The organism is Streptomyces xantholiticus (genome assembly GCF_014651015.1).
Lineage (GTDB): Bacteria > Actinomycetota > Actinomycetes > Streptomycetales > Streptomycetaceae > Streptomyces > Streptomyces xantholiticus.
Map to the genome: position 1 here is coordinate 1 of NZ_BMWB01000034.1, position 13,940 is coordinate 13,940.

13 protein-coding genes are annotated in these 13,940 nt (G+C 71.8%); 8 read left to right on the forward strand and 5 right to left on the reverse strand.

The genetic code is table 11. From position 1 onward, the window contains the following. On the reverse strand, positions 1-1,647 hold a 1,647-nt coding region (locus IE198_RS31670; RefSeq protein WP_229834630.1), incomplete at its 3' end, for a DEAD/DEAH box helicase. Between the two features lie 493 nt (positions 1,648-2,140). On the opposite strand from IE198_RS31670, the gene IE198_RS31675 reads away from it, so the two are divergent. Next, on the forward strand, positions 2,141-2,875 hold the full coding sequence (locus IE198_RS31675) for a ferritin-like fold-containing protein (RefSeq protein ID WP_189892901.1): 735 nt from the start codon (positions 2,141-2,143) through the stop codon (positions 2,873-2,875). Positions 2,876-3,049: 174 nt separating this feature from the next. Here IE198_RS31675 and IE198_RS31680 read toward each other — a convergent pair whose 3' ends face one another. The 4 genes from IE198_RS31680 to IE198_RS31695 all read right to left on the reverse strand — a co-directional run bounded on the left by IE198_RS31680 (position 3,050) and on the right by IE198_RS31695 (position 5,010). Continuing rightward, positions 3,050-3,319, reverse strand: a complete 270-nt coding sequence (locus IE198_RS31680; protein ID WP_189892903.1) for a hypothetical protein — start codon at positions 3,317-3,319, stop codon at positions 3,050-3,052. Between the two features lie 200 nt (positions 3,320-3,519). Beyond that, the gene (locus tag IE198_RS31685) at positions 3,520-3,747 is read right to left on the reverse strand and encodes a DUF3107 domain-containing protein (RefSeq protein WP_189892905.1); all 228 of its coding nucleotides are present in this window, start codon (positions 3,745-3,747) and stop codon (positions 3,520-3,522) included. 151 nt (positions 3,748-3,898) lie between these two features. Beyond that, positions 3,899-4,543: a TetR/AcrR family transcriptional regulator gene (locus IE198_RS31690; protein ID WP_100108958.1), complete on the reverse strand. Its 645-nt coding sequence runs from the start codon at positions 4,541-4,543 to the stop codon at positions 3,899-3,901. A gap of 242 nt (positions 4,544-4,785) precedes the next feature. Next, on the reverse strand, positions 4,786-5,010 hold the full coding sequence (locus IE198_RS31695) for an Rv3202a family protein (RefSeq protein WP_189892907.1): 225 nt from the start codon (positions 5,008-5,010) through the stop codon (positions 4,786-4,788). Between the two features lie 167 nt (positions 5,011-5,177). Here IE198_RS31695 and IE198_RS31700 point away from each other — a divergent pair, with 167 nt between their 5' ends. The 7 genes from IE198_RS31700 (at position 5,178) to moeZ (ending at position 13,918) form a co-directional block, all read left to right on the forward strand. Beyond that, positions 5,178-6,143, forward strand: coding sequence for an alpha/beta fold hydrolase (locus IE198_RS31700; RefSeq protein WP_189892909.1), 966 nt, complete (start codon positions 5,178-5,180; stop codon positions 6,141-6,143). Positions 6,144-6,151: 8 nt separating this feature from the next. Continuing rightward, entirely contained in the window at positions 6,152-7,426 is a 1,275-nt protein-coding gene (locus IE198_RS31705) for a DUF3152 domain-containing protein (protein WP_189892911.1), read from the forward strand. 245 nt (positions 7,427-7,671) lie between these two features. Then, on the forward strand, positions 7,672-9,342 hold the full coding sequence (locus tag IE198_RS31710) for a DUF3492 domain-containing protein (protein WP_189892913.1): 1,671 nt from the start codon (positions 7,672-7,674) through the stop codon (positions 9,340-9,342). Beyond that, positions 9,339-10,811 carry a hypothetical protein gene (locus tag IE198_RS31715; RefSeq protein WP_189892915.1) on the forward strand — a complete coding sequence of 491 codons (1,473 nt, stop codon included), beginning with the start codon at positions 9,339-9,341 and terminating at the stop codon, positions 10,809-10,811. The genes IE198_RS31710 and IE198_RS31715 overlap by 4 nt, the downstream gene beginning before the upstream one ends. Before the next feature lie 156 nt (positions 10,812-10,967). Then, positions 10,968-11,927, forward strand: a complete 960-nt coding sequence (locus IE198_RS31720; protein WP_189892917.1) for an NAD-dependent epimerase/dehydratase family protein — start codon at positions 10,968-10,970, stop codon at positions 11,925-11,927. Next, positions 11,915-12,676 carry a spherulation-specific family 4 protein gene (locus IE198_RS31725; protein ID WP_189892919.1) on the forward strand — a complete coding sequence of 254 codons (762 nt, stop codon included), beginning with the start codon at positions 11,915-11,917 and terminating at the stop codon, positions 12,674-12,676. Before IE198_RS31720 ends, IE198_RS31725 begins: the two co-directional genes overlap by 13 nt. Before the next feature lie 63 nt (positions 12,677-12,739). Next, positions 12,740-13,918 (forward strand): adenylyltransferase/sulfurtransferase MoeZ, encoded by a 1,179-nt coding sequence (gene moeZ / locus IE198_RS31730; RefSeq protein ID WP_100108964.1) that lies wholly within the window; start codon positions 12,740-12,742, stop codon positions 13,916-13,918. Positions 13,919-13,940 lie beyond the last annotated feature (22 nt).

Sequence of the window (13,940 nt, forward strand, 5' to 3'; positions counted from 1 at the left end):
CGCCTCGGCGGCTTCGGCCGTGTCGGTGGCCTTGGCGGCGCGGGTGCGGCGGGGCTTGGCTTCGGCCACGGCGGCCTCCGCCATGTCGACGGCAGCGCTCTCGGGCGTCTGGAAGCCAGGCTCTGCCACTGCCACGTCCGTCGCCGCGCTGCGCGTGCGGCGGCGGGGCTTGGCCACAGTGGCGGTAACGGTCGCGGTCACGGCCTCGACCTCGGTCGAAACCTCCGCCGTCTCCACGGCGGTCGTCGCCTCGGGCGACGCCTGTGCGCCCACACGGGTGCGACGGCGGCGGCGCGGCGTGCGGGCCTCGGTCGCCGCCGGGGAGTCGCCGGTGGCCTGCTCCGGTACGACCGTCTCTCCGCCGCGCGTGCGGCGGCGCTGGCGCGGCGTCCGCGTACGGGCCTCAGGCTCCTCGCGGGTGGCCGGGGCGGCCGCGGACCGGCGGCCGCGGCCACCCGTCTCGCCCAGGTCCTCGAGCTCCTCCGCAGCGAGACCGGCGCGGGTGCGCTCGGCGCGGGGCAGGACGCCCTTCGTCCCGGCCGGGATGCTGAGCTCCTCGAACAGGTGCGGCGAGGTGGAGTACGTCTCGACCGGGTCGTTGAAGTCCAGTTCCAGCGCCTTGTTGATCAGCTGCCAGCGCGGGATGTCGTCCCAGTCGACCAGCGTGATCGCGGTGCCCTTCGCGCCCGCGCGGCCGGTGCGGCCGATGCGGTGGAGGTAGGTCTTCTCGTCCTCGGGCGTCTGGTAGTTGATGACGTGCGTGACGCCCTCGACGTCGATGCCGCGTGCGGCGACGTCGGTGCACACGAGTACATCCACCTTGCCGTTGCGGAACGCCCGCAGTGCCTGCTCGCGAGCGCCCTGGCCCAGGTCGCCGTGGACGGCGCCGGAGGCGAAGCCGCGCCGGGCGAGCTGGTCGGCGATGTCGGCCGCGGTCCGCTTGGTACGGCAGAAGATCATCGCGAGTCCGCGGCCCTCGGCCTGCAGTATGCGGGAGACCATCTCCGGCTTGTCCATGGAGTGCGCACGGTAGATGCGCTGCGTGGTGTTCGCGACGGTCGCGCCCTCGTCGTCCGGTGCGGTGGCGCGGATGTGCGTGGGCTGCGACATGTAGCGGCGGGCGAGCCCGATGACCGCGCCCGGCATGGTCGCCGAGAACAGCATGGTCTGCCGCTTGGCGGGCAGCTGCTGGATGATCTTCTCGACGTCGGGCAGGAAGCCCAGGTCGAGCATCTCGTCGGCCTCGTCGAGGACGAGCCCGCGCACGTGCGAGAGGTCCAGCTTCTTCTGGCCGGCCAGGTCCAGCAGTCGGCCGGGCGTGCCGACGACGACGTCGACGCCCTTCTTGAGGGCCTCGACCTGCGGCTCGTAGGCACGGCCGCCGTAGATGGCGAGCACCCGGACGTTACGGACCTTGCCGGCGGTCAGCAGGTCGTTGGTGACCTGGGTGCACAGCTCGCGGGTGGGGACGACGACCAGCGCCTGAGGGGCGTCGGTCAGCTGCTCGGGCTTCGCCCGGCCTGCCTCGACGTCCGCGGGGACGGTGACGCGCTCCAGCAGCGGCAGGCCGAAACCGAGGGTCTTGCCGGTGCCGGTCTTGGCCTGGCCGATGACGTCGCTGCCGGAGAGCGCGACGGGGAGCGTCATCTCCTGGATGGGGAAGGGGGAAACGATGCCGACGGCCTCGAGGGCTTCGGCGGTCTCGGGCAGGATCCCGAGATCCCGGAAAGTCTGCGTAGTCAGGGTGTTGCCTCTTCTGTGAGACGCGGCGCGAGGCGAACGCAGGGGGTCGTACCGCGCCCGGTATCTGACCGGCCTTGGGTCGGCCGGACGGCGCGGGACCACTGCCGTCGCTCGAGCGCTCGTACCGCTGAGGGGGCCCCTCGTCTGCGGTCGTGCGCAACTGTGCGCACGATCCGCGGTGAGGGCGGTCGGGTCGGAGCCGATCGTGGCACCGACCGGGCATCCTCATTCATCAGACGGCCTACTGAGGACGCAAAAATACTCTGACGCTCAGCAGGCGCATTACCACTGTACCCCGGATTCGCGCATGTGTGTCGGGCGAATTCACGAGAACTGTGTTCCGGGCGTGGCTGACCAGGCCCTTCCTCCCTGCGGTTGGCGGGCTATTGTGCCGTCCATGGAGACGCCTGACAACGCCACTGAATCCACCGGTCACACCGGAATCGCCGCCCAGGACTGGGCTGCGGCCTCCGCAGAACCGCAGTACCGTGCCGCCGTCGTGGACCTGCTCGGGGCGCTCGCGTACGGCGAGCTGGCGGCATTCGAGCGGCTCGCGGAGGACGCCAAGCTGGCGCCGTCCCTGGCCGACAAGGCGGAGCTGGCGAAGATGGCCTCCGCGGAGTTCCACCACTTCGAGCAGCTGCGGGACCGGCTGACGGCCATCGACGCGGAGCCGACGGCCTCGATGCAGCCCTTCGCGCAGGCCCTGGACGACTTCCACCGGCAGACCGCGCCCTCGGACTGGCTGGAGGGCCTGGTCAAGGCCTACGTCGGCGACTCGATCGCCAGTGACTTCTACCGCGAGGTGGCCGCCCGCCTGGACAGCGACACCCGGGCCCTGGTGCTCGCGGTGCTCGACGACACCGGGCACGGCAACTTCGCTGTGGAGAAGGTCCGCGCCGCGATCGAGGCGGACCCGCGGGTCGGCGGCCGGCTCGCGCTGTGGGCGCGGCGGCTGATGGGCGAGGCGTTGTCGCAGGCGCAGCGGGTGGTGGCCGAGCGCGACGCGCTGTCCACGATGCTCGTGGGCGGTGTGGCGGACGGCTTCGACCTGGCGGCGGTCGGCGAGATGTTCTCCCGGATCACCAAGGCGCACACCAAGCGAATGGCCGCGCTGGGACTGGCGGCGTAGGCACCGCTCAGGAGCGGTCCTCGGGCGGCGGGGTGGCCTGCCGCCGCCGCCCGGTCTTCCTGTGGGTCGCTGCCCCGTGCGGAGCGGGCTTCCCCGGGGGCGGTGTCGTTACGTCGTCGGTAGATCCGGACTGTTGCCCCGCCCGCCGGTGCGGCAGGCGGTCGTCGTGCGGGCTCAGAAAGGGAACGCGCGGCGGAGTCTGCGGGTGGACGGGCGGAGCAGCAGCGACAGCAGGACCGCTCCGATCGCCACGGCACCCAGCAGGGTCGCGAGGGTGTGTCCGGGCCCCAGGGCCACATGCGTCACATACGCGCCGAAGAGCGCGCCCAGCGCGCCGGTGGCGAAGACCGCCCTGCGGGAGGGAAGACGATCGGCGAGGTGCCGGACCGCGGCCCAGGAGAGGGCGAGCCCGAGCAGAACAGAACCGAGCGATTCCAAGAGCACTGCCGATCACCTCACGAACACCGGGCACGGGCAGGGACGGTCGTAGCCCGTATTACCCCCCGTACAGGGAACGCAACCCTCCTTCGAACGGTTGCAAGCGGCGCTGAGCAGCGGAAGAGGGCCCGGCGGTCGTCCCGCCGGGCCCTCTCCCGGATGCTTCACGCGCTCGTCCGGACCGTGTCCGGTGCGCGCCGCCGCGCCTACAGCACGCCGAATCCCACGCGTCGCTCCGTCGCCTCGCCGATCTCGACGTAGGCGAGCCGGTCGGCCGGGACCAGGACCTTGCGGCCCTTCTCGTCCGTGAGACTGAGCAGCTGCGCCTTGCCGGCCAGCGCATCGCCCACCGCGCGCTCGACCTCCTCGGCGGACTGCCCGCTCTCCAGAACGATCTCCCGGGGCGCGTGCTGCACGCCGATCTTGACCTCCACGGCTATGTCCCTCCGAACGGTCAGTGCGTTGCGCGGTCAGCCGCGCCGTACGCACCACACACTAGCCCGGAGTCGGGACGCGTCAGGACCCGCCGGGAAACGCCAGGAGCGAACAGCCGCCGCGTGCCGGAGCCGCCGGAGCGGCGCCGTCTCAGTGCTGCTGTTCGCCGCCCGTCAGCGGGAAGCCCGCGATACCGCGCCAGGCCAGCGAGGTGAGCAACTGCACCGCGGTGTCCCGTGGGATGCCGGAGCTGCTGGACAGCCAGTACCTGGCGACCACCTGGGAGACCCCGCCGAGGCCCACGGCCAGCAGCATCGACTCGTCCTTGGACAGACCCGTGTCCTCCGCGATCACGTCGGAGATGGCTTCCGCGCACTGCAGGGACACCCGGTCCACGCGCTCGCGGACGGCGGGCTCGTTGGTCAGGTCCGACTCGAAGACCAGCCGGAAGGCGCCGCCCTCGTCCTCCACGTACGCGAAATAGGCGTCCATCGTGGCGGCGACGCGGAGTTTGTTGTCCGTCGTCGAGGCCAGGGCGCCGCGGACGGCCTGGAGCAGCGACTCGCAGTGCTGGTCCAGCAGCGCGAGATAGAGCTCGAGCTTTCCCGGGAAGTGCTGGTAGAGCACGGGCTTGCTGACCCCGGCCCGCTCGGCGATGTCGTCCATCGCTGCGGAGTGGTAGCCCTGAGCCACGAAGACTTCCTGGGCGGCGCCCAGGAGCTGGTTTCTGCGGGCTCGGCGTGGTAGGCGCGTGCCCCGCGGGCGCGCCGCCTCTGTCTGCTCGATGGCTGTCACGCCGCCTCCCAATGTAAGAACAAGCACAGTTCGAACAAGCACAGTTTGAACAGGCGCCTGTTTGAACAAGCACTGCCTGGACCGTCGCGGTCTCCCACGTGCGCTGTGCGCCGCGCCCGCCATCGTACTTTTGGGTAACCCGGCTGCGTGTCGCGCGGACGCAGGATTTCACGGACCGGACAGTCTCGGTAGCTGCCGGTTCACGAATCGACCCCGGACAAATCGGGGCAACGGGCGGCAGGTCACCGATAGTCGTCCTCATCGAGCTTGACCACACGGGTCTGCTCGACGACGTCCGCCTCGTTGGCGGTGGCCGGGTCGACGCGGTTCATCGGGTCGTCGCGCTCGGAGCGCACTTCGGCGTGCTGCTCGGCGGCGTCCGCCTCGGGAACCTCTTCGCCACGCGTCTCGGTGTTCTGGTCGTCCTCTTCCTCGAAGGTTTCGGGATCGGTCGGATCGACTGACATGCGGCACCGCTTTCCCTGGAGAGCGCCCTTCATTACGAGCCTAGGAGGTCCTGATTCATGGCGCTACGTGGTGAATCCGTGACCAGCTCCGGGTGCCCCGCACGGGGTCGGCGATGTGTGACGCCGAACACACGGGAAGGTGCGTGATCATCTCGTAACATTGCCGCATGCCTTCGACCGAGCTGCCGGGAGCCCGCGCCCTCAACGCCGCAGCGGCTCCCAAGGTCGCGACCGTGCGCGTCGCCGACGGGGAGGAGCTGCGCTCCGTCGCCCTGCCCGGACTCACCCTGACCGTCCGCTCGCGGCCTCCGGCCCGCACGGGGCTGCCGCCCGCGCTGTACGTACACGGACTGGGCGGCTCGTCGCTGAACTGGTCGGCGCTGATGGCGAAGCTCGAGGACACCGTGCACGGCGAGGCGCTCGACCTGCCCGGCTTCGGGGACTCCCCGCCGCCGGACGACGGCAACTACTCGGTCACCGGTCACGCCAGGGCGGTGATCCGTTTCCTCGACGCCGGCGACCGAGGCCCGGTGCATCTGCTGGGCAACTCCCTGGGCGGTGCCGTCTGCACCCGCGTCGCGGCCGTCAGACCCGACCTGGTGCGCTCGCTGACGCTCGTCTCGCCCGCCCTGCCGGAGCTGCGTGTGCAGCGCTCCGCCGTGCCGACCGGGCTGCTCGCGCTGCCCGGTTTGGCCGGTCTCTTCGCACGGATGACCAGGGGCTGGAGCCCGGAGCAGCGCACCCGCGGGGTGCTGGCGCTCTGTTACGGAGACCCCTCACGGGTGACGGACGAGGCCCTGCGCCATGCCATCGAGGAGATGGAGCGGCGCATGAGCCTGCCGTACTTCTGGGACGTCATGACCAGGTCGGCGCGGGGAATCGTGGACGCGTACACGCTCGGCGGGCAGCACGGGCTGTGGCGTCAGGCGGAACGGGTGCTCGCCCCGACACTCCTCGTCTACGGGCGCAAGGACCAGCTCGTCTCGTACCGTATGGCCCGCAAGGCGGCAGCGGCCTTCCGGGACTCCCGGCTGCTGACGCTCCCGGAGGCCGGGCACGTTGCGATGATGGAGTACCCGGAAACGGTCGCCAAGGCCATCCGGGAACTGCTCGACGACTGCGGTAGGAGCTGATCCGGGGCGTGGGACGACACAGCCGCAAGGGCTCCGCACCCAAGGGGGAGCGCACCGGCACGGACGGCGGACCGGCCTCCGGTGATCGGGAGGCCGTGACGGCCGTACCCGGAAATGGCCGGCGCCGGCGTTCGGCAGGGGCCGACACCGTTCCCTGGCCCGGGACGCCGCAGGCGCGCGGCGGCCACCCGGAGCACCATGAGCCCGGCGGCGGCTGGGGCGACTGGACGCAGCGCGGGCAGCGCCCGCAGATGCCGCAGACGCCTACGATCGCCGGACCTCGTATACCGGGCCCGCGCCGGGAGTACGTCGACGCCTTCGACCAGGCACCTTCTGGGCGCACGCCCGGCCCGGACCCGTACGCCTCCCTCGCCGACTGGGACGCGGGGCACGGGCGCCCTCCCGAAATCGCGGCCGACACCGAGGCGGACGCCCTCCTGGTCGAGGAGGCACCGGAAGGTGAGCCGCCGGCCAAGGGGAGCAAGGGGCGTACGTTCACCGGGATCGCTGCCGCCGCGGTGACCACCGTGCTCGCCGTGGTGGTCACCGGGCAGGTCACGGCCGAGCGGCCGGACGCGAACAGCGCCCAGTCCTCCGGCGAACGCCCGGCGGAGGAACGCCCGGGCCGCTCCGACGGCCGGCCCACCCCGCCGCAGGCGGCGAAACCACCGGCCAACGCCCCGAGCTATCGGCAGCTGATGGCGCAGCAGTTCCCGATCGACGCGAATTTGACGGCCACCGGTGAATTCGAGGCCGTCCGCGGCTTCGACAAGGCGCCCGGCAAGGGGCGCAAGATCCAGTACCGCGTGGACGTCGAGAAGGGGCTCGGCATGGACGCCGGACTCTTCGCCAGGGCGATCCAGGAGACGCTCAACGACGAGCGGAGCTGGGCGCACGGCGGGGCGATGACCTTCGAGCGGATCTCCTCCGGCGAGCCCGAGTTCGTCATCACCCTGGCCAGCCCCGGGACCACCGCCGTCTGGTGCGCCAAGTCCGGGCTCGACACCACCGTCGACAACGTCTCCTGCGACTCCGCCTCGACCGAGCGCGTGATGATCAACGCCTTCCGGTGGGCACAGGGTGCCGCGACGTACGGCGACGACGCGATGCTGGCCTACCGGCAGATGCTCATCAACCACGAGGTCGGGCACCGGCTCGGGTACAACCACGTGAACTGCAGCACGCCCGGGGCGCTCGCACCCGTGATGCAGCAGCAGACCAAGACGCTGGACGTCGGCGGCATCAAGTGCCGCGCCAACCCCTGGGTTCACCCCGGCGATTGAGGGCGCAGCACCACCCGACGACGCCTGCGACCTCGGGACTGGCCCGCGCATGACGCTCCGTGAGTGAATGAAACCGTAGCGCGACAGAACGCTACCTGCGTGCGAAAGTTACGTGCATTCACCCCTTCCGGTGGTGCGACGGACAACCGTCCGTCGTGCCACCGACGTGTCCGCTTAACGTCATTCCGCGTCGAGTCGCCGGAAACCAACGGCGACCGCCCACAAGGGAGATCGGGGGTGCACCCGTGCGGATCGGACTGCTCACGGAGGGTGGCTATCCGTATGCGACCGGTGAATCAAGGCTCTGGTGCGACCGGTTGGTGCGCGGACTGGGGCAGCACGAGTTCGACCTGTATGCCCTCAGCCGCAGCGCCCAGCAGGAGGAGGAAGGGTGCATCCGGCTTCCCCCGCATGTGCGCAGGGTGCGCACCGCCCGGCTGTGGGCCCCGGCGGACGACGGCCGGACCTACGGACGGCGCGAACGCCGGCGCTTCGCGGGCCACTTCAAGGACCTCGCCGCCGCGGTGTGCGCCGACGGCGACGGCTTCGCCGACGGGCTGTACGGACTTGCGGAGCTCACCCGCGAACACGGTGGACTCCATGCCGCACTGCGGTCGGAGACCGCCGTACGGGCCCTCGAATCCGCCTGCCGCGCGCCCGGCACACGCCGCACGGTGCACGGCGCCACCGTGCTCGACCACCTCTCCTTCGCCGACCGCCTCGAACGTGCCCTGCGCCCGCTCCTCCTCGACTGGTACGACGAGGAAGGCCTCGGCGCGGTCGATCTCTGCCACGCGGCGTCCGGCGGACCGGCAGCCCTGCCCGGCCTGTTGGCCAAACGCTTCTGCGGGGTCCCGCTGCTGGTCACCGAGTACGGCGTCCACCTGCGCGCCCACTATCTCGCGGCGACCGACGCCGGCCTGAGCGCGCCGGTGCGGGCCCTTCTCGCCGCCTTCCACCGGCAGTTGGCGGCCGAGGTGTACCGGCAGGCCTCCGTCATCACGCCCGGCAACACCCACGCGCGCCGGTGGCAGGAGAAGTGCGGGGCCGACCGCGAGAAGCTGCGCACCGTCTACCCCGGCATGGAGGCGGACCGTTTCGCGGCCGTCGGGGAGAGCGCCGGCACCGGCGATCCGCACACCCTGGTCTGGGTCGGTCGGATCGAGCCGTCCAAGGACCTCATCGCCCTGCTGCACGCCTTCGGCGAGATCCGCAAGGAGGAGCCGTCGGCCCGGCTGCGGCTGTTCGGCGCCCCTGCGCAGAGCGCGGAGACCGGCACGTATCTCGCGCACTGCAAGGCGCTGGCCGCGCAGCTCTTCCCCGACGAGGCCGAGGGTGCGCACGCCGTCGGCGACAACCCGGTCTCCTTCGAGGAGGTCGGCGGGCCCGAGGCCCCGGAGCTCGTCGACGCGTACGCGGCCGGGGGAGTGGTCGTCCTCTCCAGCGTCGGCGAGGGCTTCCCGGTCAGCCTGGTCGAGGCGATGTTCTGCGGCCGCGCGACGGTGTCCACGGACGTCGGCGCCGTCGTGGAGGTCATCGGAGGCACCGGGCTCGTCGTGCCGCCGCGCAACCCGCGGGCACTCGCCGACGCCTGTGTGGCGCTGCTGCGCGACCCGGCGCGCCGCGAGCGCCTGGGCGCGGCGGCGCGCGCCCGCGCGCTTGAACTCTTCACCGTGGAACAGAACCTGACCGCATTTCGGGACATCTACCTGGAGTTGATCTCGCACTCCCCGGTGCAGCGGGACGCCGTCGACGCCGACGGCGAGCCGCTGCCCTTCGCGCACCCCGCCGAGTCCCATGTGCCGGGCCACTGGACCACGGCCGGGGCGGGCCCCCGCACCCCGAGCTGGGCGGAGGAACCGCGTCTCGTCGCGACCGGAGCACCCCAGGAATCGGCCGAGGAGGCCCACCGATGACCACTCCACGAGCCCCCGGGAGCACCGCGACATGGGCCCTCGAGGACCCCACGCAACTCCACGCGGAACCGGCCGCACCGCCGGAAGCCCGTACGGAGACCGCTCCCGAGGGGCGACCGGGTGCGGTGCCTGGCGGAGGCATGCTGCCGCCCGACGATCCGCGGGCCCGCCACCCGGTGGAAGTAAGCCCGACGGCCCCGGCCGCCGCCGAGCGCGCCTACAGCGCCCTTGGCAAGGGCCGTACCGCGGACGCTCCGGCCGACGGCACGGACGGGCCCCCGGGCCACCGGACAGCGGTATCCCCGGTGGGGCCCGCCGGGGCCGGGCCCGCGTCCCGGTGCCACGAGGCCCGGACGGGCACAGCGGCTTCGGCCGACGACGATTCCGGCGGGGAGCGGGTGGCGCGGCGGGGGACGGTGGATCCCGTGAAGGGACTCATGCATCGGCATCGCGAGTTGTGCGAGCGGGCCGTCGACCCGTTGGAGATCGCCGCGGGGCTCGAGGCGCACGGAGTCACCGACCGCACCGCCGCGCGCTTCCGCCACCGGGACGTGTTCGCCCTCGCCGAGGAGATGTACGCGCGTGTGCCCCGTGCTACGGAGCACACCCCCGCACCTGTCCGACCGGCGCGCGCCGCCGATTCGCGCGCCGGCCGGACCGGACCCGCCTCGTGGATCCTGCGTGCGCTCCTCCCGGGGGCCGTGAGCGTCCTCGCGGTGGCGGGCACGGAGGCCGTCGAGGGCACACTCCGGCTCCTCGTGGGCGTGGCCGGGGCCGTGGGCGTCGCCGTCACCGTGGCGCTCTGCCTGCGCCGGGGGCCGCTCCGGGCGAGGGGGCGCACCGTCCACTCCGTACGGATGTGGACGCTGTGCCTGCTCGCGTTCGCCGCGTGCGGCCAGGGGCTCGTGCAGGAGGTGGCCGGAGGGGGCCCCGACGCCGCATGGCCCATCGACCCCGCACCGCTCGTCGGGCTCGCCCTGGCCGTCGCCCCGGCGGCCTGCTGCGCCCACCTCTTCTCCGTACTCGCGCGGCGCAGGCTCGAACGCTGCCGTGCCCTCGACGAGTTCGCAGCCGGCACCCGGCCGCTGTTCTTCGCGGTCCTCCTGCTCCACCTGGGCGCCCTGATCGTGCTGCTGGCTCTCACCGGGCGCGTGCTGCCGGGCGGCTCGATCGTTCCCACCGCCGCGCTCGGCACGCTGCTGTTCCTCGCCCGTCTGCTCATCGTCCACGGCTTCCCCGAGCCGGCGGCGACCGCCCTGGCGGCCGCCTGTGCCGTGGAGGCCGCCGCACCTGCCCTGCTGCTGGCGGGACGCCTCCCCGGTCTCGGCGTCCTCGCGCGTCCCGTCGAAGCGGTCGTCGGCGCGTGGGACGTGGCGGCCGTGCCGGCGCTCGCCTGCGGCGCCGCCGCCGCCGGACTGCTCGCCCATGCTGCTGCGGCCCTCGCCCGGGCCTCCGCCCACACCCCCTGACCTGCCCTTGAACGCCGCCGGACCATCCGCCGCACTCCGCGGAGCCGACACCTCGGAGTACCGGCCGCCATGACATCGACAGCACACTCCCTAAGGAGAAGGCGACATGACCCCGCAACACCCAGATCCGGCCCGTCGGCCCCGAGGAGCCGCGCGATGAGGGTGCTCCTGCTCGGCGCCAATGGATTCCTCGGCCGTTTCGTCGCCGACCGGCTGCTCGCCGACCCGGCCGTGCATCTCACCGCCCTGGGCCGCGGCGACGACGCCGACGTCCGCTTCGACCTCTCCGGCGGCAGCCCTGGCGCGCTGACCCGCTTCCTGGGCGCCGTCCACCCCGGCGTGGTCATCAACTGCGCGGGTGCCACCCGCGGCGGCGCCCGCGAACTGACCCGGCACAACACAGTGGCCGTCGCGACCGTCTGCGAGGCGCTGCGCCGCAGCGGCTGCGGCGCCCGGCTGGTCCAGATCGGCTGCGCGTCCGAGTACGGGCCCTCGCAGCAGGGTTCGTCGACGGCGGAGGACGCGATCCCGCGCCCCGGCGGCCCGTACGGGGTGAGCAAGCTCGCCGCGACCGAGCTCGTGCTCGGCTCCGGCCTGGACGCCGTCGTCCTGCGCGTCTTCTCGCCCGTCGGTCCCGGCACGCCCGCCGGCTCTCCGCTGGGCCGGCTCGCTGAGGCCATGCGGCGCGCCATGCAGTCCGGCGAAGGGGAGCTCAAGCTCAGCGGCCTCGGTGTACAGCGCGACTTCGTCGACGTGCGCGACGTGGCGCGCGCGGTGCACGCCGCCTCGCTCTCCGCGGCACAGGGCGTCGTCAACATCGGCACCGGCCGGGCCGTGAAGCTCAGGGACGCCGCCGCCACCCTCGCCAGGGTCGCCGGCTACGCGGGAGCGCTGCACGAACTGGACACGCCGCCCGGCCGCGCGGTCATCGGCGGCCCGCGCTCCGAGTCGATCGTGGAGCACCTCGCCGCCACGCCCTCCCCCTACCCGGACGGCTGCGGCGGCTGGCAGCAGGCCGATGTCCGCACCGCCCGTGACCGGCTCGGCTGGCGTCCCCGTATCAACCTCGAGGAATCCCTCGCCGACATCTGGATGGAGGCGGCATGCCGCATCTGACCACCACGGACACGCCGCTCTCCGCCACCGGCGCGGAAAGGCTCGGCTTCGGGGTCCCCGGCTATGCGCATCCGCTGGTCGCGCCCGTCGAGTGGGCGGAGCTGACACGGCCGGGGACGCCGCTGCACTGGGTCGTCCTCAATGTCGCGGAGGGACCGGGTGACCGGCCCGACCCGCACTGCCTGGAGGCCGCCGGCCGGCTGCGCAACGCCGGCGTCCGCGTCCTGGGACACCTCGACATGGCCCACGGGTCGCGCGTCTTCGGCGATCTCGTACGTGATGCTCAGCACTTCGTCGACTGGTACCAGACCGACGGTTTCCTGGTGGACCGCTGCCCCACGGAGCGGGCCGATCTTGCTCAGGTACGGCGGACGACGGCCACCTTGGACGCGGTTCTGGACGGTGGGCACCTGGTGCTCGGGCATGGTTCGCACCCGTACCCGGGCTACGCGGAGGCGGCGGACCAGCTCGTCACCTTCTCCGGCCCATGGGCGGAATACCGCTGGTCGCAGGTCGCGGAGTGGACCGCGGAGTATCCGCCTGAGCGCTTCGTCCACTTCGTCCACGGTGTGCCGCGCACCCACCTGGAGGAGGCCTTCCGCATCGCCCGCTGGCAGGGCGCGGGAACGATCTTCTTCACCGACCGGGGCGGCCGCGGCGGAGGAAGGGGGCAGATCAGACCATTCGAGACACTGCCCGGTTACTGGGACGAAATCGTCTCGCAGATCGGACGTGGTGTCTCGGAATGAGAAGGGGCGTGGCAGTGTTACGGAGAGAACAACCGTACTGACTTACCGACCAACGGAGCCCCCGTGTCGCTGCCACCCCTGGTCGAGCCGGCTGCCGAGCTCACCGTAGACGAGGTCCGCAGGTACTCCCGCCACCTGATCATCCCGGATGTCGGGATGGACGGGCAGAAGCGGCTGAAGAACGCCAAGGTGCTCGCCGTGGGCGCGGGCGGCCTCGGCTCGCCGGCCCTGATGTACCTGGCGGCAGCCGGTGTCGGCACGCTCGGCATCGTGGAGTTCGACGAGGTCGACGAGTCGAACCTGCAGCGTCAGATCATCCACAGCCAGTCCGACATCGGCCGCTCCAAGGCCGAGTCCGCCCGCGACAGCGTCAAGGGCATCAACCCGTACGTGAACGTGATCCTCCACGAAGAGCGGCTCGAGGCCGAGAACGTGATGGAGATCTTCAGCCAGTACGACCTGATCGTCGACGGCACGGACAACTTCGCGACCCGCTACCTCGTCAACGACGCATGCGTGCTGCTGAACAAGCCGTACGTGTGGGGCTCGATCTACCGCTTCGACGGCCAGGCCTCCGTCTTCTGGTCCGAGCACGGCCCCTGCTACCGCTGCCTCTACCCGGAGCCCCCGCCGCCGGGCATGGTCCCGAGCTGCGCCGAGGGCGGCGTGCTGGGCGTGCTCTGCGCGTCCATCGGTTCCATCCAGGTCAACGAGGCCATCAAGCTGCTCGCCGGTATCGGTGAGCCCCTGGTCGGCCGACTGATGATCTACGACGCCCTGGAGATGCAGTACCGCCAGGTCAAGGTCCGCAAGGATCCCAACTGCGCGGTCTGCGGCGAGAACCCGACCGTCACCGAGCTCATCGACTACGAGGCCTTCTGCGGCGTCGTGTCCGAGGAGGCCCAGGAGGCGGCGGCCGGCGCGACGATCACTCCCAAGCAGCTCAAGGAGTGGATCGACGACGGCGAGAACATCGACATCATCGATGTCCGCGAGGTCAACGAGTACGAGATCGTCTCGATCCCGGGCGCCCGGCTGATCCCGAAGAACGAGTTCCTGATGGGCACCGCGCTCCAGGACCTGCCCCAGGACAAGAAGATCGTCCTGCACTGCAAGACGGGTGTCCGCAGTGCGGAAGTCCTTGCCGTGCTGAAGTCGGCGGGCTTCGCCGACGCGGTGCACGTCGGCGGCGGCGTCATCGGCTGGGTCAACCAGATCGAGCCGGAGAAGCCGATCTACTGATCGCGCGCACATCGGAACGGCC

Bases quoted from the DNA above. Each gene is read 5' to 3' on its own strand.
- IE198_RS31725 (WP_189892919.1), top strand. From the start codon at position 11,915: ATGCCGCATCTGACCACCACGGACACGCCGCTCTCCGCCACCGGCGCG.
- IE198_RS31720 (WP_189892917.1), top strand. From the start codon at position 10,968: ATGAGGGTGCTCCTGCTCGGCGCCAATGGATTCCTCGGCCGTTTCGTC.
- IE198_RS31675 (WP_189892901.1), top strand. From the start codon at position 2,141: ATGGAGACGCCTGACAACGCCACTGAATCCACCGGTCACACCGGAATC.
- IE198_RS31700 (WP_189892909.1), top strand. From the start codon at position 5,178: ATGCCTTCGACCGAGCTGCCGGGAGCCCGCGCCCTCAACGCCGCAGCG.
- IE198_RS31695 (WP_189892907.1), bottom strand. From the start codon at position 5,010: ATGTCAGTCGATCCGACCGATCCCGAAACCTTCGAGGAAGAGGACGAC.
- IE198_RS31715 (WP_189892915.1), top strand. From the start codon at position 9,339: ATGACCACTCCACGAGCCCCCGGGAGCACCGCGACATGGGCCCTCGAG.